At 74.4% G+C, this 25299-nt stretch carries 24 protein-coding genes; 14 read left to right on the top strand and 10 right to left on the bottom strand.

Translation table 11 applies throughout. The annotated features are described in order from the left end of the window. Positions 1-290: 290 nt before the first annotated feature. From ACZ6RC_RS25770 to ACZ6RC_RS25725, 10 genes are all read left to right on the top strand, one after another. Positions 291-1043: a hypothetical protein gene (locus tag ACZ6RC_RS25770; RefSeq protein ID WP_469587343.1), complete on the top strand. Its 753-nt coding sequence runs from the start codon at positions 291-293 to the stop codon at positions 1041-1043. Continuing rightward, on the top strand, positions 1040-2314 hold the full coding sequence (locus ACZ6RC_RS25765; protein ID WP_469587340.1) for a hypothetical protein: 1275 nt from the start codon (positions 1040-1042) through the stop codon (positions 2312-2314). Before ACZ6RC_RS25770 ends, ACZ6RC_RS25765 begins: the two co-directional genes overlap by 4 nt. Positions 2315-2333: 19 nt before the next feature. Then, complete coding sequence (locus tag ACZ6RC_RS25760) at positions 2334-2975, top strand: TetR/AcrR family transcriptional regulator (protein WP_469587337.1); 642 nt, start codon at positions 2334-2336, stop codon at positions 2973-2975. Between the two features lie 125 nt (positions 2976-3100). After that, a complete protein-coding gene (locus ACZ6RC_RS25755) occupies positions 3101-5296 on the top strand; it encodes a molybdopterin oxidoreductase family protein (protein ID WP_469587334.1) in 2196 nt (731 codons plus the stop codon). A gap of 161 nt (positions 5297-5457) precedes the next feature. After that, on the top strand, positions 5458-6888 hold the full coding sequence (locus ACZ6RC_RS25750) for a CitMHS family transporter (protein ID WP_469587498.1): 1431 nt from the start codon (positions 5458-5460) through the stop codon (positions 6886-6888). A 219-nt stretch (positions 6889-7107) separates the two neighbouring features. After that, a complete protein-coding gene (locus ACZ6RC_RS25745) occupies positions 7108-7827 on the top strand; it encodes a hypothetical protein (protein WP_391144593.1) in 720 nt (239 codons plus the stop codon). Next, positions 7814-8698: a class F sortase gene (locus ACZ6RC_RS25740; protein WP_469587331.1), complete on the top strand. Its 885-nt coding sequence runs from the start codon at positions 7814-7816 to the stop codon at positions 8696-8698. Before ACZ6RC_RS25745 ends, ACZ6RC_RS25740 begins: the two co-directional genes overlap by 14 nt. A gap of 124 nt (positions 8699-8822) precedes the next feature. Beyond that, on the top strand, positions 8823-9344 hold the full coding sequence (locus ACZ6RC_RS25735; protein ID WP_469587328.1) for a DUF3574 domain-containing protein: 522 nt from the start codon (positions 8823-8825) through the stop codon (positions 9342-9344). 171 nt (positions 9345-9515) lie between these two features. Then, on the top strand, positions 9516-10907 hold the full coding sequence (locus tag ACZ6RC_RS25730; RefSeq protein WP_469587325.1) for an aldehyde dehydrogenase family protein: 1392 nt from the start codon (positions 9516-9518) through the stop codon (positions 10905-10907). A 25-nt stretch (positions 10908-10932) separates the two neighbouring features. Then, on the top strand, positions 10933-12012 hold the full coding sequence (locus tag ACZ6RC_RS25725) for a zinc-binding dehydrogenase (RefSeq protein ID WP_391145322.1): 1080 nt from the start codon (positions 10933-10935) through the stop codon (positions 12010-12012). Positions 12013-12078: 66 nt separating this feature from the next. Here ACZ6RC_RS25725 and ACZ6RC_RS25720 read toward each other — a convergent pair whose 3' ends face one another. The 4 genes from ACZ6RC_RS25720 to ACZ6RC_RS25705 are packed head-to-tail and all read right to left on the bottom strand — an operon-like array spanning position 12079 to position 15778. Continuing rightward, positions 12079-13017: a DMT family transporter gene (locus ACZ6RC_RS25720; protein ID WP_469587322.1), complete on the bottom strand. Its 939-nt coding sequence runs from the start codon at positions 13015-13017 to the stop codon at positions 12079-12081. 32 nt (positions 13018-13049) lie between these two features. Continuing rightward, the gene (locus tag ACZ6RC_RS25715) at positions 13050-13745 is read right to left on the bottom strand and encodes an ArsR/SmtB family transcription factor (RefSeq protein WP_469587314.1); all 696 of its coding nucleotides are present in this window, start codon (positions 13743-13745) and stop codon (positions 13050-13052) included. 18 nt (positions 13746-13763) lie between these two features. Then, positions 13764-15134, bottom strand: a complete 1371-nt coding sequence (locus ACZ6RC_RS25710; RefSeq protein ID WP_469587311.1) for an ankyrin repeat domain-containing protein — start codon at positions 15132-15134, stop codon at positions 13764-13766. Then, positions 15101-15778, bottom strand: a complete 678-nt coding sequence (locus tag ACZ6RC_RS25705; protein WP_469587309.1) for a TetR/AcrR family transcriptional regulator — start codon at positions 15776-15778, stop codon at positions 15101-15103. The genes ACZ6RC_RS25710 and ACZ6RC_RS25705 overlap by 34 nt, the downstream gene beginning before the upstream one ends. Before the next feature lie 65 nt (positions 15779-15843). Here ACZ6RC_RS25705 and ACZ6RC_RS25700 point away from each other — a divergent pair, with 65 nt between their 5' ends. The 3 genes from ACZ6RC_RS25700 (at position 15844) to ACZ6RC_RS25690 (ending at position 18167) form a co-directional block, all read left to right on the top strand. Beyond that, on the top strand, positions 15844-16995 hold the full coding sequence (locus ACZ6RC_RS25700) for an acyl-CoA dehydrogenase family protein (RefSeq protein ID WP_469587306.1): 1152 nt from the start codon (positions 15844-15846) through the stop codon (positions 16993-16995). 155 nt (positions 16996-17150) lie between these two features. Next, complete coding sequence (locus ACZ6RC_RS25695; protein ID WP_391144617.1) at positions 17151-17438, top strand: YiaA/YiaB family inner membrane protein; 288 nt, start codon at positions 17151-17153, stop codon at positions 17436-17438. A gap of 93 nt (positions 17439-17531) precedes the next feature. Then, positions 17532-18167, top strand: coding sequence for a TetR family transcriptional regulator (locus ACZ6RC_RS25690; RefSeq protein ID WP_469587302.1), 636 nt, complete (start codon positions 17532-17534; stop codon positions 18165-18167). Here ACZ6RC_RS25690 and ACZ6RC_RS25685 read toward each other — a convergent pair. Continuing rightward, the gene (locus tag ACZ6RC_RS25685) at positions 18158-18619 is read right to left on the bottom strand and encodes a MaoC family dehydratase (protein ID WP_391144623.1); all 462 of its coding nucleotides are present in this window, start codon (positions 18617-18619) and stop codon (positions 18158-18160) included. The two genes, ACZ6RC_RS25690 and ACZ6RC_RS25685, sit on opposite strands and share 10 nt — an antisense overlap. Before the next feature lie 106 nt (positions 18620-18725). Between ACZ6RC_RS25685 and soxR the strand changes: the two genes are divergently transcribed. Continuing rightward, on the top strand, positions 18726-19199 hold the full coding sequence (gene soxR, locus ACZ6RC_RS25680; RefSeq protein WP_469587299.1) for a redox-sensitive transcriptional activator SoxR: 474 nt from the start codon (positions 18726-18728) through the stop codon (positions 19197-19199). A 162-nt stretch (positions 19200-19361) separates the two neighbouring features. Here soxR and ACZ6RC_RS25675 read toward each other — a convergent pair whose 3' ends face one another. The 5 genes from ACZ6RC_RS25675 to ACZ6RC_RS25655 form a co-directional block, all read right to left on the bottom strand. Further along, complete coding sequence (locus ACZ6RC_RS25675) at positions 19362-20432, bottom strand: RNA ligase (ATP) (RefSeq protein ID WP_469587296.1); 1071 nt, start codon at positions 20430-20432, stop codon at positions 19362-19364. A 291-nt stretch (positions 20433-20723) separates the two neighbouring features. After that, positions 20724-21464 (bottom strand): 3-keto-5-aminohexanoate cleavage protein, encoded by a 741-nt coding sequence (locus ACZ6RC_RS25670; RefSeq protein ID WP_469587493.1) that lies wholly within the window; start codon positions 21462-21464, stop codon positions 20724-20726. A 17-nt stretch (positions 21465-21481) separates the two neighbouring features. Further along, positions 21482-22093: a hypothetical protein gene (locus ACZ6RC_RS25665; RefSeq protein ID WP_453619577.1), complete on the bottom strand. Its 612-nt coding sequence runs from the start codon at positions 22091-22093 to the stop codon at positions 21482-21484. 465 nt (positions 22094-22558) lie between these two features. Then, the gene (locus tag ACZ6RC_RS25660) at positions 22559-23821 is read right to left on the bottom strand and encodes a serine-threonine protein kinase (protein WP_469587291.1); all 1263 of its coding nucleotides are present in this window, start codon (positions 23819-23821) and stop codon (positions 22559-22561) included. Positions 23822-24024: 203 nt separating this feature from the next. Continuing rightward, a complete protein-coding gene (locus tag ACZ6RC_RS25655; protein WP_469587290.1) occupies positions 24025-25296 on the bottom strand; it encodes an exo-beta-N-acetylmuramidase NamZ family protein in 1272 nt (423 codons plus the stop codon). Positions 25297-25299 lie beyond the last annotated feature (3 nt).

Raw genomic sequence — 25299 nt, 5'->3', positions numbered from 1 at the left:
TCGCGCGCGCGTCGGCAGGGTCCGCGCCGGTGGGGCCCGTTCCGCCCGGGTCCGGGCCGGTCGGGCTCGCCGTCGCCGGGGCCCCCGGGCCGGTCGGGTCCGCGCTGGCCGTGCCCGTTCCGCCCGTGCGCGCGCCGGCCGTGCGCGTTCCGGTCGGGCCTGCGCCGGTCGGGCTCGCCGTCGCCGGTACCCCCGCCCCGGCCAGCGACGGCGCCCCGCGCGTCCGCCGGCCCGGGCCGCGGCGGTGGTTCGGGCCGCGGCGGTGGTCCGTCCGGTGGGCGGGCCGGCCGATGCTGGTCGCGGTTCTCGCCGTTCTTCTTGTCACCGGGTGCGGTGGGCGGGCCACCACGCATCACAAGCCGGGGACCGGGCACCAGGAGGCCACCGCGGGCAGTGGCACGCTGCTCGCGGCGAAGGACGAGGCAGGGCACCGACTGCGGGAGGCGCCTGCCGGGAGGGCGCCGGGCGTGCGGCTGGAGGTGCGGCCCGACTCCGAGGGGGGCTGGAACGTCCACCTGGCCGTGGAGAGGTTCCGGTTCACCCCGGAGAGCGTCGGCGGCGCCGCCGTCCCGGGCAGGGGATACGCCCGGCTGCTCGTCGACGGCCGGGAGGCCGCCCGCGCCTACGGCCCCTGGCACCACGTCCCGCCCGGTGCCCGGAGCCTCACCGTCCGGCTCCACGCCGACGACCACACCGTCTGGGCCGTCGACGGCAGGCCGGTCCAGGCCACAGCCGGCCTCGCCCCGACCACCGCCCCCACGGCCGCCCCCGACCCGCCCGCCGGCCGGACCGTGGACATCCGCGTCGACGGCACGTCCATACAACCCCCTCCCTCCCGCGTCTCCTTGAAGAAGGGCGAGCGCCTCACCCTCCGCGTCACCAGCGACCGCGCCGACACCCTCCACGTCCACGGCTACGACCGCGAACTCCCGCTCCCCGCGGGCCGCCCCGCCTCCCTCACCCTCACCGTCGACCGCACCGGCCTCTTCGAGGTCGAGACCCACGAGTCCGGACTCGTGCTGACCCAACTCCTCGTCCGATGACCACCCTCGCGCACGGCGTCGGCGCCCAGCACGACCTGCCCCTCTCGCCGTTCTACGCCTACGCCGGCGCCTTCACCGCCCTCCTCATCTCCTTCCTCGGCCTCGGCCTGCTCTGGTCCACCTCCCGGTTCCGCGGCGACCGCGCCGGCCGCCCCCTGCCCGCCGCCCTCCAGCGCCTCGCGGACGCCCCGGCCACCCGCACCGCCCTGCGCACCTTCGGCCTGGCCGCCGCGATCACCGTCCTCCTCCATCTCCTCCTCGGCCCGGACGACCCCGACCGCAACCCCGCCCCCGGCGCCGTCTACGTCCTGCTCTGGGTCGGACTCGTCCCCGCCTCCCTGCTCCTCGGACCCGTCTGGCGCCTCCTCAACCCCCTGCGCGCGCTCCACTCCCTCCTCCGCCCGCTCCGCCCGGCCGGGGACCCCCACCCGCTGCCCGCCCGGCTCGGCACCCGGCCGGCCGCCGCCGGACTCCTCGCCTTCGCCTGGCTCGAACTCGCCGCCCCCGACCCCACGTCCACCCCCACCCTCCTGACCTTCCTCACGGTCCTCACCGCCGTCCAACTCCTCGGCGCCGCCCGATACGGCGAGCGGTGGTTCGCCCGGGCCGACCCCTTCGAGCTCTACTCCTCCCTCCTCGCCCGGCTCTCCCCGCTCGGCCGCCGCGCCGACGGCCGACTCGTCCTGCGCTCCCCCTTCGACGGCCTCGACTCCACCCCCCAGGCCCCCGGCCTCGTCGCCACCGTCTGCGTCCTCCTCGGCTCCACCGCCTACGACGGCCTCTCCGACCACCCCCGCTGGCTCACCACCCTCCAGACCTCCCCACTCGGCCCCACTCTCACCGCCACCCTCGGACTGCTCGCCGCCGTCGCCCTCGTCGCCGCCCTCTACGGCCTCTGCGCCGGCGCCCTGCGCCTGATGTCCCCCGAACTCACCCACCCCCTCTCGTCCTTCGCCCACTCCCTCCTGCCGATCGCGCTCGGCTATCTCGTCGCCCACTACTTCACACTCCTGGTCACCGAAGGACCACGTACCGTCATGATGGCAGCGGGCACTGACAACGCCCCCTCGCCCGCCCCACCGCTGGGTCCCGGCGGCCTCGCCACCCTCCAGGTCGTCGCCGTCGTCACCGGCCACGTCCTCGGCGTCATCGCCGCCCACGACCGCGCCGTGCGGCTCTTCCCGCCCGCCCGTGCACTGGCCGGGCAGCTTCCCCTCTTCGCGCTGATGATCGTGTACACCCTCGGCGGTATCGGCCTCCTCATCGCCTGACCCGGCGCGGAACGGCATCATGGTCCCCGTGCCCCAGCCCAGTCCGCCCGACCGGCCCGCCCAGCCCGCCCTGCGTCGCGCGCCCGTCCAGCAGCGCAGCGCCGACCGCCTCGCCCGGATCCTCGACGCCTGCGCCGAACTCCTCGACGAGACCGGCTACGAACAGCTGAGCACCCGGGCCGTCGCCCTCCGCGCGGGCGTCCCCATCGGCTCGGTCTACCGCTTCTTCGGCAACAAGCGCGCCATGGCCGCCGCCCTCGCCCACCGCAACCTCGACCGGTACGCCGAGCGCATCACCGCCCGCCTCGCCGCCCTCCCGGCCGTCGACGCCCGCCGGGCCATCGACACCGTCCTCGACGAGTACATCGCCATGAAGCGGACCGTGCCCGGCTTCGCCCTGGTCGACTTCGGCGTCCCCAGCCCCGGCGAACCCGGCGACGAGGACCCCAACCACCTGGTCGCCGACCGGCTCTGCGCCCTGCTGGCGGCCACCCTCGACCGCCCCGCCGACGAGGCCCTGCGCCGCAAGGTCCTGGTCGGCGTCGAGGCCACGGACGCCCTCCTCCACCTCGCCTTCCGCGTCGGCCCCACCGGCGACCCGGCCCTCATCGCCGAGACCCGCGAGCTCCTGCACGCCTACCTCGCCCCCTCCCTCGCGTAACCCCCCTCCCTCGCGTAACGCCCCCCGCTCCCGCCCCGCGTCCAGGCCGCTCGCGGAACCCCTCCCCTTCATCCCTACCGGTCGGTATGCTCGGCGGCACCCGCCGACGCCCCAGGGAGACCTCCATGTCCACGGCCCTGCGCATCTGTCCCCTCTGCGAAGCCACCTGCGGGCTGACGCTGACCCTCGACGGGCCCCGGGTCACCGGAGCGCGCGGCGACCGCGACGACGTGTTCAGCCAGGGCTTCATCTGCCCCAAGGGCGCCTCGTTCGCCGAGGTCGACGCCGACCCCGACCGGCTCAAGGGCCCGCTCGTCCGTACGGACGGGGTCCTCAGGGACGCCTCGTGGGAGGAGGCGTTCGACCTCATCGCCGCCCGGATCCGGCCGCTGGTGGAGGAGTACGGACCACAGGCGGTGGGTATCGTCCTGGGCAACCCCAACGTCCACACCATGGCCGGCGCCCTCTACCCGCCCCTGCTGATCGGCGCGCTCGGGACGAGGAACCTCTTCACCGCCTCCACGCTCGACCAGATGCCCAAGCACGTCTCCAGCGGGCTGCTCTTCGGCGACCCCTTCGCCGTCCCCGTGCCGGACCTGGACCGCACCGCCCATCTGCTGATGCTCGGCGCCAACCCCCTGGAGTCCAACGGGAGTCTGTGCACCGCCCCCGACTTCCCCGGCAAGCTCAAGGCCCTGCGCAAGCGCGGCGGCACCCTCACCGTCGTCGACCCCCGACGCACCCGCACGGCCGCCCTCGCCGACCGGCACCTCGCCATCCGCCCTGGCACCGACGCGCTCTTCCTCGCCGCGCTCACCCACACCCTCTTCGCCGAGGACCTCACCGACCTCGGCGCGCTCGACGGGCACGTGGAAGGCGTCGAGGAAGTCCGCGCCGCGCTCGCGGAGTTCAGCCCCGAGGCCGTCGCGGACGCCTGTGACCTGGACGCCGCCACCATCCGCGCGGTCGCCCGCGAACTCGCCGCCGCGCCCTCGGCGGCCGTCTACGGACGCATCGGCAGCTCCACCGTCGCGTACGGAACACTCGCCAGCTGGCTCGTCGACGTCCTCAACGTCCTCACCGGCAACCTCGACCGCCCCGGCGGGGCGCTCTTCCCGCTCTCCGCCACCGCCCCCGCGCCCCGGCCCGCGGGACCCGGCAAGGGCTTCGCGCTCGGCCGCTGGGCCAGCAGGGTCTCCGGCCACCCCGAGGCCAAGGGCGAACTGCCGACGGCCGCCCTCGCCGAGGAGATCGAGACGGCGGGCGAGGGGCGGATCCGGGCCGTCGTCACCATCGCCGCCAACCCCGTCCTGTCCGCCCCCGACGGACAGCGCCTCGACGCGGCCCTCGCCGCCCTCGACTTCATGGTCGCCGTCGACCCCTACCTCAACGAGACCACGCGCCACGCCGATGTCGTCCTGCCCCCGCCGCCGCCCTCCCAGAGCGCGCACTTCGACTTCGCCTTCAACGGCTTCGCCGTCCGTAACCAGGCGCGCTTCACCCCGGCCGCCGTCCCCCTGGAGGAGGGGCGCATGGACGAGTGCGAGATCCACGCCCGGCTGATCCTCGCGGTCTCCGGCATGCACGGAGCCCCGCCCTCCGCCGTCGACGACCTCGCCGTCGACACCGCCCTCGCCAAGGCCGTCACCCAGGAGCACTCGCCGCTGTTCGGCGCCGACCCGCGGGAACAGGCCGCCCTGCTCACCGGCGCCACGGGGGCCGAGCGGCGCCTGGACCTGATGCTCCGCCTCGGACCGTACGACCTCACCCTCGACGCGCTCCGCCGGCAGCCGCACGGGGTCGACCTCGGTCCGCTGCGGCCCCGCCTGCCGCATCTCCTCAAGACCCGCAGCGGGCGCGTCGAACTGCTCCCGCCGCCCCTCGCCGCCGACCTGCCACGGCTGCGAGCGGCCCTGGACGCCGGCCGGGACGGGCTCGTGCTCGTCGGCCGCCGCCACCTGCGCTCCAACAACAGCTGGCTGCACAACGTCCCCTCCCTCAACGGCGGATCGAACCGGTGCACCCTCCAGGTCCACCCGCGGGACGCCGACCGGCTCGGGCTCGCCGACGGGAAGCCCGCCCGCGTCACCGCCGAGGGCGGCGCCCTGGACGTCGAGGTGGAGATCACCGACACGGTGCGGACAGGAGTGGTCAGCCTGCCGCACGGCTGGGGCCACGACCGGCCCGGCACCCGGCTCGCCGTCGCCGCCGCCCGCCCGGGCGTGAACGTCAACCAGCTCCTCGACGGCTCCCGGCTGGACCCCCTCTCGGGCACCGCCGTGCTCAACGGCTTCCCCGTCGCCGTGACACCCCTGCCGTGACACCCGTACGTAGCGCCCCCGCCGTGACCTGGGCTTTTGCTCGTATTGCTCACGCGTCGACATCTTGTTAACGGCGGAAGAGGGCACCTAACGTCGTCCGGACCGCCGCACCGGTGGAGTCCTCCCGGTGGGAGTTCGAAGGTGAACGTGAGGTGTCCTCCATGCTGACCGTCCTCGGCTTCGCCATGATCGCGACCTTTCTGGTCCTGATCATGATGAAGAGGATGTCGCCGATCGCGGCGCTCGTCCTGATCCCCGCGCTGTTCTGTGTCCTCGTCGGGCAGGGCGCGCAGCTCGGCGACTTCGTCCTCGACGGTGTCGGCAAGCTCGCGCCCACCGCGGCGATGCTGATGTTCGCGATCGTCTACTTCGGCGTGATGATCGACGTGGGGCTCTTCGACCCGATCGTCCGGGGCATCCTGCGCTTCTGCAAGGCGGACCCCGTCCGGGTCGTGGTCGGTACGGCGGTGCTGGCCGCGATCGTCTCGCTCGACGGCGACGGCTCCACCACCTTCATGATCACCGTCTCCGCCATGTATCCGCTCTACAAGCGGCTCGGGATGAGCCTGGTCGTCATGACCGGCGTCGCCGCCACCGCCAACGGCGTCATGAACACCCTGCCGTGGGGCGGCCCCACCGCCCGCGCCGCCACCGCGCTCAAGCTCGACGCGGCCGACATCTTCGTGCCGATGATCCCGGCCCTCGGCGCCGGTCTGCTCTTCGTCTTCGTCCTCGCGTACGTCCTGGGCCGCCGCGAGCGGAAGCGGATCGGCTACCTCACCCTGGACGAGGCGCTGGTGACGGAGCCCGAGACGGTCCTGGTCACGACCGGCGGCGGTACGGACGGGGCCGGTGCCTCCGGTGGTACGGACGGGGCCGGTGCCGCCGGTGGTACGGACGGCGCCGGTACCGGTGCCTCCCCGGCGGTCGGAGGGACGGGCGAGGGCGGCTTCCAGGGGCTCGACCCGAACCGCCCGACGCTGCGCCCCCGGCTGTACTGGTTCAACGCCTCGCTCACCGTGGCCCTGCTCGCCGCGATGATCCTCGAACTCCTGCCGATCCCGGTGCTCTTCCTGATCGGGGCCGCGCTGGCGCTGAGCGTCAACTACCCCAAGATGGCTGAGCAGAAGGCCCGGATCGCGGCGCACGCCGACAACGTCCTCAACGTCTCCGGCATGGTCTTCGCGGCGGCCGTCTTCACCGGCGTCCTCACCGGCACCGGCATGGTCGAGCACATGGCCGACTGGCTCGTCGGGGCGATCCCCGATGCCATGGGCCCTCACATGGCGCTGGTCACGGGCGTGCTCAGCCTGCCGCTCACGTACTTCATGTCGAACGACGGCTTCTACTTCGGTGTGCTCCCGGTCCTGGCCGAGGCGGGCGCCGCCCACGGGGTCTCGCCGCTGGAGATCGCCCGCGCCTCCCTGGCCGGACAGGCCCTGCACATGTCGAGCCCGCTCGTGCCGGCGGTGTACGTCCTGGTCGGCATGGCGAAGGTCGAGTTCGGCGACCACACGAAGTTCACGGTCAAGTGGGCCGCGCTGACCTCGCTGGTGGTCCTGGGGGCGGGGATCCTCTTCGGAACCGTCTAGACAGCGGACGGGAGGCGGGGGCCGGGGAAGTGGGGCCGGGGCCCGGCACGGGGCACAGGTCCCGGTCAGCCGTCACGGGCCGTGAGCGTGCTTGCGCCGGGGGAGTGAATGTCGGGGAGTGTCGCGGCGTTGCGGCCACTCTCCGCTTCCTCGTAATGACAGATAGTCAGATTATCGGTTGATTCATCCGACCGTCTTCATGACTGGAGGAACCCCCGCATGACCGCTCAGGCTGTCCGCCCCCTTCTCTCCACAGCCGTCGCGACCCTCGCTCTCGGCGCCGCGGCCCTGGCCGGTGCGCCCGCCGCCGTCGCCGCCCCCGGCGACAACGGCGACGTGAAGGTCCACCACGCCGGGCGCCCCGACGAGCCGCCCCGCAGCCCCGAGAACGACCAGCGCCACGAGCCCAAGGTCTGCACCTTCTACTTCGCCGCCCTCAGCTTCGACGGGCTCCAGTCCCTGAGCTGGACGATCTCGCCGCAGCCGCCGCGGGGTGGCGTCGTCAGGAGCGGCGCGATCACCATCGATTCCGAGGGCAACGGCTTCACTCCTGACCTGGAGCTCGGCGACGGCACGTACAAGGTCGAGTGGACCTGGGCCGGTCAGCTGGGCGCCAAGAAGAGCAAGATCTTCAAGGTCGACTGCGCCGACTTCCTCGACGGCCCGAACGGCGGCCAGGGCGGCAACGGCGACAACCACCGCCCCGGCTCCAACGGCGACAACCACCGACCCGGTGACAACGGCGGCGGCAACGGCCACCAGGGCCGGCCCCCGCAGGGTCCCGTCGGAGCGGGCGGTGGCGGCAGCGCCGAACTCGCCGGCGACGAGAGCTCCGCCTTCGGCGTCGGCACGGCACTGGCCGCGGGTCTCGCCGGCACGGCCGGACTGATCCTCGTCCGTCTCCGTCGGTCGCGCCGCCGCACCGATGGCGCCGCGTAGGTCCCGCTACACGCGCAGGCAGCGGCGCCTCCTCCGGCTCGCCCGGACGGTGGTGGTGGCCCTGTCACTGGTCGTCGGCGGCATCTGGTGGGCCCAGGACGGGGAACCGTCGGGCCCACCGATCGCGGCCGCCCCGGCCGCGCACGGGGCGGCGGCGTCCGCTGCCGCCCCGGCCGTAACCGGGCTCCACGCCGACCAGAAGCCGAAGGCGCCCCCCGATCCCGCGCCCGAGCCTCCGTCCCGGCCGAAGCCCGCCGTCGAGCCGGCGGCAGGGGCACGGCCGCAGCCCGCGGCCAAGCCCACCAACCCGCCCGCGAGCAAGGCTCCCGGCAGGTCGCCGGGCACCGCCGCGGCCAAGCCGAAACCCGCGGCGGAGGCGGGGCCCGGGTCGCCGCCCGCGCCCCTGGGACGCTCGCGCCCCACCAGTCTCGCCGTCCCCGCGATCACCATCGAGGCACCGGTCGTCGACCTGGGGCTCGACGGCGCCGGCCGGCTCGCCACCCCGCCGGTCGACAACCCCCGTGTCGTCGGCTGGTACCGCGGCGGCCCCACCCCGGGCGAACGCGGCACGGCGGTGGTCGTCGGCCACCGCGACACCCGCAGCGGGCCCGCCATCTTCCTCAACCTCAACGTGCTCAGCCCCGGCAACACCGTCCGTGTCGCCCGGGCCGACGGCCGCGTCGCCGTGTTCACGGTGGACAAGGTCCGTACGTACACCAAGGCCGGTTTCCCGGACGAGGAGGTGTACGGGTCCCGGGGCCGCCCCGAGCTGCGGCTGCTCACCTGCGGAGGCTCGTTCGACCCGAAGAAGGGGTACGAGTCGAACGTCGTCGTCTACGCCCACCTCACCGATCTCGACAAGGAGATCTGACCGCGTCAGGCCGGAAGCCGGCGGGCCGCGCCACCCGGCGCGCGCCCGTCGGCGCCTCCGCGCGCCCGCGCACACCGCCGGCGCGCACACCACACCCGTGACGCCACGACCCAGGGAGAGGCCCATGACCCACCGCCCGTTCACCACCACCCGCGGCCGTGTGGCCGCCTGTGTCGCCGGGCTGCTGTTCGTCGCCGCCGCGCCCACCGCGTACGCCACGCTTGACGGGACGCGGCCGGCGGCCCCGGCCGCCGCCACGACCGCCACGGTCACGGCGCCGGACGCCGTCACCGCCGGGACGCCGAAGGGCCGGGGCAAGCCGTACGTGGAGACCCGGCTCTTCTTCGGGACCGAACGCCCCGACGGGGGAGCGGACGTGACCGACCGGCAGTTCATGGCCTTCGTGGACACGGAGGTGACGCCCGCCTTCCCCGGCGGCCTGACGGTGCAGGAGGGCCGGGGCCAGTGGCGGGACGGGAACGGCACCATCGAGCGGGAGCGTTCGTACGAGCTGATCCTGCTCTACCCGGCCGCCGAGGCCACGGTCCGTGACCCGCGGATCGAGCGGATCAGGGACGTGTACGAACGGCGCTTCGCGCAGGAATCCGTGGCGCGCCTCGACGAGCCGACCCTCGCCGACTTCTGACCGGCCACGCAGGCCGGCCTTCCGCAGGGCCGCCTTCCGCAGGGCGGCCTTCCGCGCGGCCGCCTTCCGCCGTTGAGACGCGGCGCACGTCCGGGGGCCCTGGCGCCGCAAAACTATCAGCGCTAGTTTGGGTTCGGACGGCGCCCGGTCGGTCACGTGAGGAGACAGCGGATGAAGGCCCACGACGCGATGTACATCGGCGGGGAGTGGCGCCCCGCCTCCTCCACGGACACCATCCCGGTGATCGATCCCGCGGACGAGCAGGTCATCGCCCGGGTCCCCGCGGGCACCGCCGAGGACGTCGACGCCGCCGTGCGCGCCGCCCGCGCGGCCCTGCCCGCCTGGGCCGCCACCCCGCCGGCCGAGCGCGCCGCCCGCCTCGGCGCCCTGCGCGACGCGCTCGCCGCCCGCGCCGAGGAGATCGCCGCCACGGTCACGGCCGAGCTGGGCGCCCCGCCCAAGCTCGCGGCCGCGGTGCACACCGGACTGCCGATCGCCGTCGCCGGCTCCTACGCCGAGCTGGCCGCCACCCACCCCTTCGAAGAGAAGGTAGGCAACTCCACCGTCTACTCCGAGCCGGTCGGTGTGGTCGGCGCGATCACCCCGTGGAACTACCCCCTCCACCAGATCGTCGCCAAGGTCGCCCCCGCGCTCGCCGCCGGCTGCACCGTCGTCCTCAAGCCCGCCGAGGACACCCCGCTGACCGCCCAGCTCTTCGCCGAGGCCGTCCACGACGCCGGTGTCCCGGCCGGGGTGTTCAACCTGGTCACCGGCCTCGGCCCGGTCGCCGGCCAGGCGCTGGCCGAGCACGCCGACGTCGACCTGGTCTCCTTCACCGGCTCGACCGCCGTCGGCAAGCGGATCGGCGCCACCGCCGCCGGAGCCGTCAAGCGGGTCGCGCTGGAGCTCGGCGGCAAGTCGGCGAACGTCATCCTGCCCGGCGCCGACCTCCGCAAGGCGGTCACCGTCGGCATCGCCAACGTCATGTCCAACTCCGGCCAGACGTGCAGCGCGTGGACCCGGATGCTGGTCCACACCGACCAGTACGACGAGGCCGTCTCCCTCGCCGCCGAGGCCGTCGCCGCCTACGTTCCCGGCGAACGCGTCGGACCGCTCGTCAACGCCAAGCAGCGGGAGCGTGTCCGCGGCTACATCGAGCAGGGCGTCGAGGAGGGTGCCCGGATCGTCGCCGGCGGCCCCGACGCCCCGCGGGAGACCGGCTACTACGTCTCCCCGACCGTCTTCGCCGACGTCACCCCCGAGATGACCATCGCGCAGGAGGAGATCTTCGGCCCGGTCGTCTCGATCCTCCGGTACGAGGACGAGGACGACGCCCTCGCGATCGCCAACGGGACCGTCTACGGCCTCGCCGGCGCCGTCTGGGGAGAGCAGGAGCGGGCCGTCTCCTTCGCCCGCCGGATGGAGACCGGCCAGGTCGACATCAACGGCGGCCGCTTCAACCCGCTGGCGCCCTTCGGCGGTTACAAGCAGTCGGGCGTCGGCCGCGAACTCGGCGCCCACGGACTCGCCGAGTACCTCCAGACCAAGTCCCTCCAGTTCTGAGCCCCGAGGAGCCCCGAGCGTGAGCGTGATCCGCGCCGCCGTCCTGCCCGCCGTCGGCTCTCCGCTGGAGATCACCGGCATCGAACTCCCCGAGCCCGGCCCCGGCCAGGTCCGGATCCGGCTGGCCGCCGCCGGCGTCTGCCACTCCGACCTCTCCCTCACCAACGGCACCATGCGGCTGCCGGTCCCGGCCGTCCTCGGTCACGAGGGCGCCGGCACGGTCGTCTCTGTCGGCGAGGGCGTCACCCACATCGCCCCCGGCGACCGGGTCGTCCTCAACTGGGCCCCGTCCTGCGGCGCCTGCCACCCCTGCGCGCTGGGCGAGGTGTGGCTCTGCGTCGACGCCCTGAAGGGAGCGGGGAACGTCCACGCCGTCACCGAGGACGGCACCGAACTCCACCCCGGCCTCAACGTCGCCGCCTTCGCCGAGGAGACCGTCGTCGCCGCCTCCTGCGTGCTGCCCGCCCCGGACGGCGTCCCGCTCACCGATGCCGCCCTCCTGGGCTGCGCCGTCCTCACCGGCTGGGGCGCGGTCCACCACTCCGCCCGGGTACGGGAGGGGGAGTCCGTCGTCGTCTTCGGCGTCGGCGGCGTGGGCCTCGCCACCCTCCAGGCCGCCCGGATCGCCGGCGCCTCGCCGATCATCGCGGTCGACGTGTCCCCCGAGAAGGAGGCCCTGGCGCGGGCCGCCGGAGCCACCGAGTACGTCGTCGCCTCCGACACGACCGCCCGGGAGATCCGGAAGCTGACGGGCGGCCAGGGCGCCGACGTGGCCGTGGAGTGCGTCGGCCGCGCCGTCACCATCCGTACCGCCTGGGACTCCACCCGGCGCGGCGGCCGCACCACGGTCGTCGGCATCGGCGGCAAGGACCAGCAGGTCACCTTCCACGCCCTGGAGCTGTTCCACTGGGGGCGGACCCTGTCCGGCTGCGTCTACGGCAACTCCGACCCGGCGAAGGACCTGCCGGTCCTCGCCGAGCACATCCGGGCCGGCCGCCTCGACCTGAGCACCCTGGTCACCGAGCGGATCACCCTCGACGGCATCCCGGGCGCCTTCGACAACATGCTCGCGGGCAAGGGCGGCCGGGCGCTCGTCATCTTCTGACCAGCGCCCGACAACCCCGTACCAGCGCTCGGGAGTCCTGGCGCCCGCCCACGGGGGGGGCGGGCGTCAGACCTTCTCCGGCCTCGCGTCGGCGCTCCCGGCCGAGGGCACCGCCCCGGGCGGCTTCGGCCGGGAGCGGGAGACCGCCACGCCCGCCAGGCAGAGCACGCCGCCCGCGAGCGTCAGCAGCCCCGGCAGCTCGCCGAGGAACACCCACGCCATCACCACGACCAGCGCCGGCACGGCGTACGTCGTCGCGCCCATCCTCCCCGCGGTCGTCCGGGCCAGGGCGTAGGCCCAGGTGGTGAAGGCGAGCGCGGTCGGGAACACCCCGAGGTAGACCATGTTCAGGGTCGCCGACAGCGGCGCCCTGCCCAGTTCGTCGAGCAGCCGCGGGGCGAAGGGCAGACAGCCCACGGCCCCGACCAGGCACCCGAACGTGGTGACCTGCAGGGCGCTGCCGTGGGCGAGCGCGGGCTTCTGGGCGACGACCCCGCCCGCGTACGCGATCGCCGCGAGCAGGCACAGCAGCACGCCGAGGACCGAGGCGTGGCCCTCGCCCGACATGGAGAGGCCGACGGTCACCGCCCCCGCGAACGACACCGCCATGCCCGCGATCAGCCGGGGCGGCAGCTTCTCGTGCAGGAAGCGGGCCCCGAGCAGGGCGATCAGGATCGGGCCGATGTTCACGACCATCGCGGCGGTCCCGGCGTCGACCTCCTGCTCGCCCCAGTTCAGCACCACCATGTAGACGCCGAACCAGAGCAGTCCGGAGATCAGGATGCCCGGCCAGGCCTGCCGGGACGGCAGCCCTTCCCGCCGTATCAGCAGGACGCAGCCGAGCACGACGGCCCCGGCGAGCAGCCGCCCCAGCGCGAGCGCGCCGGGGGAGTAGGCGGCTCCGGCGCTGCGGATGGAGACGAAGGCCGAGGCCCACAGGACGACCGTGACACCGGCGGCGGCGAGCGCGAGCCGGGAGGCGGCGGGGGCGGGAGAGTTGCTCATGGGGTGACGGTAGGCCCTGGACCCTTCGGCGCTCACCGAATTGTCTCCGGCTCGATGCCCAGGGTGTCCCGCAGCGCGTGCTCCCCCGTGCCGGTGACCTTCACCGCCCGTTCCGAGCCGATCCGTACGCACCATCCGGCGTCGAGCGCGTGACGGCAGAGCGCCGCGCCCGCGACCCCCGCCAGATGCGGTCTGCGTTCGGTCCAGTCGAGACAGCCGCGGGCGATCGGGCGGCGCCGCGTCGGCTCCAGCGCGATGCCCAGCGCCGTGAACCACTCCACGCCCCCGTCGGTGAGCGCGAACCCGGTGTCCTGGCGCAGGAGTCCGCGTCCGGTCATCGCCTCCGTGATCGTGATGCCGAGCCGTCCGGCGAGATGGTCGTAGCAGGTCCGCCCCCGCGCCATGGCGTGCCCGGCGCTCGCGGCCCGCAGCGAACGCGGCGCGTCCTTGCGGACGGGCTCGGCCCAGGCGGCGAGGTCCTCCACCAGGTGAGCGACCCCGGAGTCGGCGAGGCGGACGTAGCGGTGCCGGCCCTGCCGTTCCTCGGCGAGGAGGCCGCCGGCGACGAGCTTCCCGAGGTGCTCACTGGTGGTGGACGGCGCCACGCGCGCGTGGCGCGTGAGTTCGCCCGCCGTCCAGGCCCGCCCGTCGAGCAGGGCGAGGAGGAAGGCGGCACGGGTCTCGTCGGCGAGGAGCGCCGCGAGGGCGGCGAGGTCGTGGGCGGCCATGGCTCCAGGGTGCCGCACTCACGTTTCGGCGTCCGCCGAACGGTCCCGGGCGCGCCACCGGTAGTGGAGCAGCTGCGTGGGCCGGTGATCGTGCTCGAACTCCGGACCGGCCGACGGCCCCGCCCGCCGGTACGCCTCCTCGGTCCGCGGGTCGTCGCGCAGCGCCAGGCCGAAGGCGCCCTCCAGCCGCAGCGACGGATCGTCCGCGTCGAGGAGTCCCCACAGCGCGGCCGCGGCGGCGGGGGAGCGGTCCCGGCTGCCGGCGAGCGCCGCCGCGGCCCGCCCGCGCACCTCGCCGTCCCGGTCCGCGACCAGGGCGAGCAGGGCGTCGGTGACCTCGGGCGTGAGGTCGTGCGTCCGGGCCAGCATGTCGCCCGCCATGGCACGCACCCGGGCGTGGGGGTCGCGTGCCAGGCCGAGCAGCGCCGCCCGGGCGGCGGAGGAGGGCGCCTCCTCGCCGGCCAGGGCGCACGCCGCCTCGGCCCGGACGGGCGGGTGCGGGTGATCCGCGAAGAGCAGGCCGAGCCGCTCGTGGCCGGGGTGCTCCAGATGGTTGTAGGTGTCGAGGATCCGCGTGAGGACCTCGGCGTCCGGCTCGTGCGGAGCCCATTCGGCGAGGAGCCCGGCGGTGTCCTTGGCGTAGGAGTTGCGGTGGCTCCCCTGGAAGACGGCGGTCCTCCAGAGGACGTCCACGGCGAAGAGCCGGCGCGCCGGGTCCGGGTGGTGGCGGTAGGCGGCGAGCGCCGCCCAGGTCTCGCGGCTGCGTCGCTCGGTCAGCACCCCGCGCGCCGCGCACCAGGTGACGTGGTCCGGGCTCGCGTGGGGGGAGGCCACCGCCCGCTCCACCAGCGCGTCCACCGGGGTCAGGACGCGTAAGGCCCACTCCAGCGTGGTCAGGATCGCTCCGTGCCCGTCCCGTACGGTCCGCCCGCCGAGCGTCACCTGTTCCACGGTCCGGTCCTCGGAGTCCTCGACCAGAAGGGTCCGCGCGGGGCCTGCGGTGCCCGTCGCGCACCGGAGCCCCGCCTCGGCCCCCGTACCGTGCCACCGGCGGGCGAGGCCGAGGAGCCGTTCCCGCGCGGGCGGCGCCTGCCGCAGCCGGGGTTCGGTCCCCAGGACGGCCTCGAAGACGGCCGGGGAGCCGCCCTCGACCGCCCGGCCGAGCGGGGTCGTCCCGTCCGGCAGCTCCTGGTCCGGGTCCGCGCCGCCCTCCACCAGGGCGAGGGCGGTCCCGGCGTCGTGGGCGGCCACCGCCGCGCAGAGCACGGGCAGTCCTTCCCCGGTCCGGGCGCCGGGGTCCGCTCCCGCGGCCAGCAGGGCGCGGACGGCCTCCGCGTCGCCGTCCGTGACCGCCGCTACGAGCCGCTCGTCGACTCCTGTCTGGCCCATGCTCCCCGTACCCCCGTCTCGTACTGCAGCGCGAGCCCGTCGAGCAGCGCCCTCAGACCCGTGTCGAACGCGCCGTCGTCGACCTTCTGCCGGTGCTCCGCAAGCAGGTGCGCCTGGCCGAGGTGAGGGTAGTCCGCCGGGTCGTAGGCCGTCTCGTCGTCCACGAAGCCACGGGCGAAGGAGCCCAGCGCCGAGCCGGTGACGAAGTAGCGCATCAGGGCGCCGATGTAGGTGGCCTGGGCCGGCGGCCAGCCCGCCCGGACCATCGCGCCGAAGACGGCGTCCGCCACGCGCAGTCCCGCCGGGCGGCGCCCCGGGCCCTGGGCCAGGACGGGGACGATGTTCGGGTGGTCGGCGAGGGCCGCGCGGTAGGAGGCGGCCCAGTCGTGCAGCGCCGTACGCCAGTCCCTGCCGTCGGCCTCGTCGAACATCGACAGATCGACCTTCGCGCTGACCGCGTCCGCGACCGCGTCCAGGATCTCGTCCTTCGTGCGGAAGTGGTTGTAGAGCGACGGCCCGCTCACGCCCAGCTCGGCCGCGAGTCGCCGGGTGGAGACGGCGGCGAGGCCCTCCGCGTCCACGAGCGCGCTCGCCGTCTCGACGATCCGGTCTCTGCTCAGGAGGGGCTTGCGCGGTCGGGCCATGGCGCACATAGTAGGCGTGACGCTAAAAACTAGCAGTGGTAATTAAAGTCGAGTGGGGTGGCACCGTGAATCTGGAGCTGAGCGAGGAGCAGGAAGCCGTACGGCGGCTCGCCGAGGACTTCGTCGCGCGCGAGGTCGCCCCGCACGCCGTGGAGTGGGACCGCGCCGAGAACGTCGACAAGTCGATCGTGAAGAAGCTCGGGGCGCTCGGCTTCCTCGGCCTCACCGTCCCCGAGGAGTACGGCGGTTCGGGCGGCGACCACCTCGCCTACTGCCTGGTCACCGAGGAGCTCGGGCGCGGCGACTCCTCCGTGCGCGGGATCGTCTCCGTCTCGCTCGGTCTCGTCACGAAGACGATCGCCGCCTGGGGGAGCGAGGAGCAGAAGCGCCGGTGGCTGCCCCGGCTCACCGCGGGCGACGCGATCGGCTGCTTCGGCCTGACCGAGCCCGGCACGGGCTCCGACGCCGGCGCGCTCGCCACCCGGGCCGTCCGCGACGGCGACACCTATGTGCTCAACGGCTCGAAGATGTTCATCACCAACGGCACCTGGGCCGATGTCGCGCTCCTCTTCGCCCGGACCGGCGACGCCCCGGGTCACCGGGGCATCTCCGCCTTCCTCGTCCCCACCGACACCCCCGGCCTCACCCGGCGCACCATCCACGGCAAGCTCGGCCTGCGCGGCCAGGCGACGGCCGAACTGGTCCTTGAGGATGTCCGGGTGCCGGCCGACGCGCTGCTGGGGCCGGAGGGCAAGGGCTTCGCCCTCGCCATGTCCGCCCTGGCCAAGGGACGGATGTCGGTCGCCGCCGGCTGTGTCGGCATCGCGCAGGCCGCGCTCGACGCCGCCGTCCGCTACGCGGGGGAGCGCGAGCAGTTCGGAAAGCCCATCGCCTCCTACCAGCTGGTGCAGGAGATGATCAGCGACATCGCGGTCGACGTGGACGCCGCCCGGCTGCTGACCTGGCGCGTCGCCGATCTGATCGACCGGGGCCAGGACTTCGCCACCGCCGCCTCGAAGGCCAAGCTGTACGCCTCCGAGGCCGCCGTCCGGGCGGCCAACAACGCCCTGCAGGTCTACGGCGGCTACGGCTACATCGACGAGTACCCGGTCGGCAAACTCCTGCGCGACGCGCGCGTGATGACGCTGTACGAGGGCACCAGCCAGATCCAGAAGCTGATCATCGGGCGGGCGCTCACGGGCGTCTCGGCGTTCTGAGCCCGCGGAGCCGGGGGCCGGGCGCCCCCGTCCCCGAGCGCCACCGCTCGGAACGTTCGGAGCGCTCCGAGCGGCCCGTACCGCGTGCCGCTGAGTACCCACGCTGAGTATCCGGACGGATGTGGCGGGCACCACATCCGTCCGATGCTGTCCCCATGAGCGACACACCGGTCAAGCAGCAGAACACGGCCGCCTACTACCTGCAGGCCGTCATCTCCTTCGGGCTCGCCCTCGCGGCCGTGAGCATCGGCATCTTCAACCTGGACGCCGACGCCTGGGTGCGGTCCTTCCTCGCCATCGCCGTCCTCTACCTCACCACGTCCGCCTTCACCCTCGCCAAGGTCGTCCGCGACCGCCAGGAGGCCGGCCAGATCGTCAGCCGGGTCGACCAGGCGCGGCTGGAGAAGCTCCTCGCCGAGCACGACCCCTTCCAGAAGCTCTGAGCACGTTCCGGAAGCTCTGGGCCCGCGCCTCTAAGCGCTTGCTCACCCTCGTTGTATGGTGTTCGTCCTGACGGGCTGGAGAAGGGGCGAACGATGAGCGCGGCGGACGCGACGGAGGAGACGCCCGGCGGCGAGGACGTGCCGTGGGGCGAGGTCACGCCCGAAGCGGCCAGGCGGCTGCTGGTGGCGGCCGTCGAGGCGTTCGCCGAGCGCGGCTACCACGCCACCACGACCCGCGACATCGCCGGCCGGGCCGGTATGAGCCCGGCCGCGCTCTACATCCACTACAAGACCAAGGAAGAGCTGCTCCACCGGATCAGCCGGATCGGCCACGACAGGGCCCTGGAGATCCTCCGGGCCGCGGCCGACGGCGAGGGCACCGCCGGGGAGCGGCTCGCCGACGCCGTCCGGTCCTTCGTGCGCTGGCACGCCGAGCGGCACACCACCGCGCGCGTGGTGCAGTACGAACTCGACGCGCTCGGCCCGGAGCACCGCACCGAGATCGTGGCCCTGCGCCGCGAGTCCGACGCCGCCGTCCGCGGGATCATCGAGGAGGGCGTGACGGCCGGGGAGTTCGACGTCCCCGACGTGCCCGGCACCACCGTCGCGGTGCTCTCGCTCTGCATCGACGTCTCGCGCTGGTTCAACGCCGAGGGGCGCAGGACGCCGGACGAGGTCGGCGCGCTCTACGCCGACCTCGTGCTGCGGATGGTCGGCGCTCAGAAGTAGTAGCGGGAGACCGATTCGGCGACACAGACCGGCTTGTCGCCGCCCTCGCGCTCGATCGTCACCTTCGCGGTCACCTGCACGCCGCCCCCGGCCTCCTCCACCTTCGTCAGCACCGCGTCGGCGCGCAGCCGGGAGCCGACCGGTACGGGGGCGGGGAAACGGACCTTCTCCGTGCCGTAGTTGAGCCCCATCTTCATGCCCTCGACGCGCATGATCTGCGGGACGAGCGTCGGCAGCAGCGAGAGCGTCAGATAGCCGTGCGCGATGGTGGTGCCGAACGGGCCGGCCGCGGCCCGCTCCGGGTCCACGTGGATCCACTGGTGGTCACCGGTCGCGTCGGCGAACTGGTCGATCCGCTTCTGCTCGATCTCCAGCCAGTCGCTGTGGCCCAGCTGCTCGCCGACGGCGGCGCGGAGCTCCTCCGGTGAGGTGAAGATCCTCGGCTCTGCCATGTTTCCTCGTCCCTTCTCGTGCCCATGTCTAAGCGCTTGCTCAGCATGTGGGGGTGGGTGGGCTCCTGTCAACGGACGAACGGGACCCACCAGTAGGGTTCGAGGGGTGCCACAGATTCCGGAGAAGATCCACGAGCTCACCGTCGGTCAGCTGTCCGCGCGTAGCGGAGCGGCCGTGTCCGCCCTGCACTTCTACGAGTCCAAGGGCCTGATCACCAGCCGTCGTACCAGCGGGAACCAGCGCCGGTACGGCCGCGACACCCTGCGCCGGGTCGCCTTCATCCGGGCGGCGCAGCGCGTCGGCATCCCGCTGGCGACCGTCCGCGGCGCGCTCGCCGAACTCCCCGAGGAACGCACGCCCACGCACGACGACTGGGCCCGCCTGTCGGCGGCCTGGCGCACCGAGCTGGACGAGCGGATCAAGCAGCTGGGGCGGCTGCGGGACCACCTGAGCGACTGCATCGGCTGCGGGTGCCTGTCCCTTGAGACCTGCGTGCTGTCCAACCCGGACGACGCGTTCGGCCGCAGCATGACGGGCTCGCGCCTGATGGCGGAGCGGGTGGCGGCGGCGGACGAGTAGGAGCGGGCCGCGGGCCGGACAAGGGGGGCCTGTCACGGGTCGCGGCAGGGCGGGAAAAATTGGCCTGTCAGGCGCCGCAGCGGGCAGGGAAAAGGGGCCCGCCACCCCCGTGGGCGGGCCCCTGGTCTCGTTCCCCTGCCGGCGGCCGTCGCCGGCCGGTCCCTACTCGAACTCGGTCCCGCCCTTACGCGTCAGATACGCCGGGCTGACCGCCTTGGCGATGGCGCGGCCGCCCGTCACGGGGCTGTACCGCTCGACCGCCGGGCGGATCACGACGCCCTCGCGCAGATGCAGCGCCCGCCCCGACACCGTCTCCCGGCCGCTCGCCAGCTCCAGCACCGTGTCGAGGTCGTAGGGCCCTTCGTACAGCCGCGGTACGAGCGGCAGTTCACCCCGCTCCAGGACGGCGGCCGGGTCCAGCCACCGCACCTCGCCGTCGATCTCGGCCGAGACGTCGAAGACGGCGTACCCCAGACCCTGGGAGCGGGCGTCGGCGCCGTAGCCGAGGTCCTGGACCCCGGAGCCGTACACCTCGCCGAACAGCCCGACCCGGCGCGCGCCCAGACGGGCGGCCAGGCGCGCGGCGACGGCGGGGACGTCGTGGCCCGTGATCGCCCGCCAGTAGAGGTTGCGCGGATCCTCCGTCAGGGCCAGGCCCTTGCCGCCGAACCCCTTCGAGGAGACGTGCACCCGCCCGTCCTCGGCGACGTACGTCATCAGGCAGGCCGTGCCGTGCAGCTTCTCGGTCAGCACCACCGGCTCGCCGGGCTCGAAGATCCCCGGATAGCGCTGGAGGTTCTCGATGTCGACCCAGGGCAGCAGATCCGGCGCGGACTCCACGTCCCCGCTCATCGTCGGCGGTATCGGCGGCGCCCACTTCGTGATCCCCAGGACCTCGGCGAAATCGGTCCCCTCCTCGGCGGCCCGCGCCAGGTCCACGTCCGCAAGCGCCGTGGGCCGGCACACCAGGCCCTGCGACAGTTCGCCGCGCAGCCGTACCGCCTTGACCCGGTCCGACGCCTTGCCGGCGAGCCGGCCGGTCAGCCCCAGTTCGTCGACGAGGGCGGCGGGGAGGACGGCCTGCTCCGGGATGTAGATCGCGGCATCACCACTGCGGTACGCGCCCTTGGCGACGACGGCGCGGTAGAGGCCCACCTGGGCCAGCTCCAGGGCGTCGGCGTTCGGATGCGCGTGGACGGTCAGCAGTTCGGCGGTGACGCGCAGCGTCGACATGTCAGTTCTCCGGCTCTTCGGGTGGTGTAGGCATCGCCGGACACTCTGCCGGTGCCGAATCCCCCTGGGCGAACCGTTTTTCGCCTGCTAGGGCGAGTTTCGAAAGTCCCGTCTGGCCGGGGGCGCCTGGCACGCCCGCTCGCTGCGTTGTCGGTCGTCGGCGCAGCCCGCTGCGCTCTCCCCCTGCGCCTAGCGGCGCGGGAGGTGCCCCCACCCTCCGCCTGCGATCGCACGCACCAGACGCCCCCGGCCCCGCCCTGCGGGCGGACGACGCTACTTTCGAAACACGCCCTAGCGTGCCCCCTCCGCGAGCGCCGCCCGCACCAGCGCGGCGTTGTCCCGCGCCGCGCGGCCGTCCGGCAGGAACAGCGTGTCCTCCAGGCCGATCCGGGTGGCCAGACCGAGACGGCCCGCCAGCCGCAGGACCGGCCACGCGCCGCCGTCCTCGCCGTGGAGCAGCAGGGGCGCCCGCCGGACCGCGTCACCCGCCGTCGACGCGGAGCCGGAGGCGCCCAGTCGGGCCAACAGGGCGCGGGCGGTCGACTCGGCCGTCGCCGGATCGGGATCCGTCACCTTGGCCAGGACCCGCAGGACGTACGGCCCGAGCGGTGAGCGGAGGAACCGGGCGGGGCCGTCCGTACCCGACCACAGACCCGCCTCCACGCCGACACCCCGGTCCAGGAGCGCCGCCGCGACGTCTTCCGCACCCGCCTCGTGCCAGTTCACCGAGGCGTGGTCGGGGAGCACCGTCCAGGACCGGACGCGCTCGACCCTGCGTACCGGATCGGGCTCCGCCCAGGCGCCGGTGGTCACGCCCACCGGGACGTTGACGGCCTCCCGGATCGCCGTCAGGGTGTCCGCCAGCACCCCGGGCGACAGGGTGTCCCCGCCGCACGGGCTCTTGGGGTGGACATGGAGGTCCACCGCCCCCGCCGCGACCGCGCGCACCGCCTCCTCGGCCAGGGCACCCGGCGACATCGGCACGACCGCCGCGTCCCCCGGCCCGCGGCCCCCGTTGAGACAGGCCTGGATCGGCACCTCGCCCCGCCTCAGGCCACCGACGCCAGCTGGGGCAGGGCCTCGCCGCGCGCCCGCGCCAGCGCCCGCGAGGTGAGGACCGCCCGGGGCACGACCACACCGCACTCACCGCACACCGGCCCGAACCACGGTTCGTCGTCCAGGTCGGGCCGCCAGTCGATCCGCCGCCCCGCGCACACCGGGCAGGCTTCGCCCGGACCCGACTCCAGGGCCGTGATCAACCGCCGCAGCACCTCCGCCAGCGGCTCCGACGGATGGACCGCCGGATCGTCGCACCGCGCCACTCCGTTGCCGCCCCAGGTCCGGCGGTGCCAGTCGTCGAGCGCGCCCGGCCGGCGCAGCCCGTCGTGCTTCTCGCGCCGGCGGCGCTCGGCGAACTCCCTCTCGTACGCGAGCCACACCGCCCGCGCCTCCTCCAGCTCCTCCAGCGCGGCCACCAGCCGCCCAGGATCGAGCTCCCGGTCCTCGGGCCCGAACCTGTGCCTGCGGCACAGGTGGTCCCAGGTCGCACGGTGCCCGTAGGGGGCGAACCGTTCCAGGCACTTGCGCAGGGAGTACCTCCGCAGGGCCGTGTCGCACCCCGGATCGCGCACCTGTCTCGCAAGACTCCGGAAACCGGCCATCGCTCCGCACCTCCGTCGCTCGTACTTCGGCGTCAAGGACGTTATGGGATGGACGAACGAGTGCCCCGTCCTGTTCCATCCAAAATTCGACGGGGCCCATACGAGACACCGGACGGCTTCCCGCACGGCCGTCCGCGGCACCCTCGTCAACCAGCGCGAGGAGCCGTCGCGCCGGGGTCGGGCGGTGGACGGGGAGGCCGACCACCAAGCGGAGGCGCGTGTGGGGACCCCCCTGTCGACGCCATCGCGGACGGGTACGGGCAGGGCCGATCCCGCCCCGCCCGGCGACGCCGTCCCCCCGTACGAATGGCGCGATTTCGTCCCGGCGGCGGCGCTCCGACCGTTCCGCTTACGGCGTTCGGCGGCGGCCGCCGCGTCCGTTCGGCGTTCGCCGTGGGGGCCGTGGCGTCCGGTCGTCGTTCGCCGGAGCCGGCCTCCGGGCCGCGCGATGTTCGCGGCGGGGGGTCAGCCTCCGATCCGGGCGGCCAGCGCCACCACCCGCGCCAGCTCCGGGTGGCGGATGTCACTGTGGCCCCCGACCACCTCCGCCGCGTCCACGCTGACGCATCCCGACGCCGGCAGCCCGCCGTCCAGCGCCGCCGCGAGCGTCACGGCGGCCGTGCCCCGCACCGCCTGGATGCCGTCGTGGCCGATCGCCCACCAGCGCTTGTCGGAGCCGAGCAGCGAGGCGGCGTCCCGGGCCAGCCGGGAGGCCAGCGGATAGAACACCCCGAGGGCGGTGTCGTGGCGGGAGTAGCAGGCGACCACGGGGCCGTCGACCCGCCGCTGGAGGTCGCGCAGCGCCCCGCCGCGCCCGGGCTCGTGCGGCAGGCTCGCCGCAAACGCGTAGTGCGAGAAGGAGCCCTGAAGAAGCGTCAGTGACCGGACGTTACCGGCGCCGGCCGGCAGTCCGCGCAGCGCGAACGCGACCAGCCGGGCGCCCATGCTGTGCCCGACGAGATGGATCCGCAGGCCGGGCGAGGAACGGGCGAGCGCGCCGATCAGCGGGCCGAGCCCGCGCTCGCCGACCGTGCCGGCCCGGCGCTTCATCGTGTAGTACGTGGCCTGGCGCAGCGCCTCCCGCGCCCCCTTCCAGTACCGCCCGAGACCGCCGCCGAACGCCGCCTCGCGGGGCGCGGGCACGCTCCCCGGTCCGGCCGCCTCCTCCATCGCGTCGACGAACATCGCGCAGACGGCGACGGGATCGCCCAGCAGGAAGTCGGGCACCTCGGGGCCCTCGGACGCCTCCGCGCCGCCGGACCCGTCCGGGGGCTCCGTGAAGCGCCGTCCGGCCGCCCCGTGGCCGGAGCCGACCCCGGTCAACTCCCGGAGGAGCAAGCCGAATTCGGCGAAGGCGGCCTCGTCGTCCGGCTGTTCCCGCAGCAGGACGCCGAGCCGGGCCGCCACCGCCTCCTTCCCGGGGTGCGCCGCCGCCACGGCCTCGACGTCGGGGATCGGCTCGTCCGTGAACATGACGGAGGGCCAGGCCACGCCGGCGTACGCCACCCGCGCCCCGGGGCGCAGCAGGGCGGGGAAGGGCGCGAAGAACGCCTGGAACAACCCGCGCGCCGTGGACGGGGTGTTGTTCCACCCGTGGGCGAACACCACCAGATCCGTGACTCCCCGGGCCGCGAGCCCCGCGAGCGCCTCGCGCTGCCCGGCCACGCCGTCGCCGTCCTTGTCGAAGATGATCTCGCGGTACGGCTCCGCCGCCGCCGGTCCGGCCATGGCCCGCCCCGTCCCTCCGCGTCGAGGTGCGCTGCTCCACGGGCATTGTGCCCACGCGCGGCGGCCGTCAGACGTCCCCCGGAGGAGGGGCGGCCGGACGTGCCGCGGTGCCCGCTCGGCCGCCGGGCCCCGCCTCCCGTGGCCGCGCGCCCGGCCGGGCGTTCCCCGGGCCGGCGCCCCCGGCTCCCGAGGCCGCCCCCGGCTCAGCGGTAGAGCAGGTACTCCCTCCGTACCGCCCGGAAGGCGGCCAGGTCCGCGGCCCAGGCCCCCACCACCTCGTCGGTGTCCGCGCCCGCGTCGACGAGGGTCCGCACCCGTGTCGAGCCGGTCAGCTTGTCGATCCAGTGGTCGGGGCGCCAGGCGAAGCCGGCCCAGGACCGCTTGGCGCTGATCAGCAGCCCGATCCCGGCGTGTACCGGATCGAAGGCGGCCGGGTCGTGCACATGGACCTGCACCCCGCCGACCGTCCGGCCCTGGAACTTCGAGAAGGTGGGGGCGAAGTACGCCTCGCGGAAGCGCACGCCGGGCAGCTCCAGCGCGTTCGCCGCCTCCGCCCACCGCCGGTCGACGCCCTCGGCGCCCAGCAGCTCGAAGGGGCGGGTGGTGCCCCGGCCCTCGGACAGGTTGGTCCCCTCGAAGAGGCAGGTGCCGGAGTAGACGAGCGCGGTCTCGGGGGTCGGCATGTTGGGGCTCGGCGGCACCCACGGCAGCCCGGTCGACCCGAAGAACTCCGTGCGCCGCCAGCCGGACATCCGTACCGTCTCCAGCTCCACCGGCTCCGCCAGGAACTCCCCGGCGAAGAGCCCGGCCAGCTCCGCCACCGTCATGCCGTGCGCCTGCGCGATCGGCTCGCGGCCCACGAAGGTCGCGAAGGCGCGGTCGAGGACGGGCCCGAGCGCCGCCCGGCCGGTGACCGGGTTCGGCCGGTCCAGGACCACGAACCGCTTCCCGGCCAGGGCGGCCGCCACCATGCAGTCGTAGAGCGTCCAGATGTAGGTGTAGAAACGCGCGCCCACGTCCTGGATGTCGAAGACGACCGTGTCCACGCCGGAGGCGGTGAAGACGTCCGCGAGCGGCTGCCCGCTCTTCAGGTACGTGTCGTAGACGGGCAGCCCGGTCGCCGGGTCCTCGTGGCGGCCCTCGGAGCCGCCGGCCTGGGCCGTCCCCCGGAAGCCGTGCTCGGGCCCGAAGACGGCCCGCAGGTCCATCCGGTCGTCGGCGTGCATCACATCGACGATGTGGCGGACGTCGGAGGTGACCCCGGTCGGGTTGGTGACGACGCCGACCCGCTGCCCGGCGAGGAGCGCGTACCCGTCGGCGGCCAGCCGTTCGAAGCCGGTACGGACCCGGTGGCGGCCCTCGCGCCCCGCCCCTCCCTCGTGCGCGGCCGCCGCCGGCGCGGCGCCCGCCCCCAGCGCACCGGCCGCCCCCAGCGCGCCCCCGGCGGACAGCAGACCCCGTCTGGACAGGCTCATGCG

The sequence above is a fragment of the Streptomyces sp. NPDC048353 genome (genome assembly GCF_055587165.1).
The sequence above is the reverse complement of the archived record's forward strand: the minus strand, read 5'-3'. Positions and strand labels throughout refer to the sequence as shown.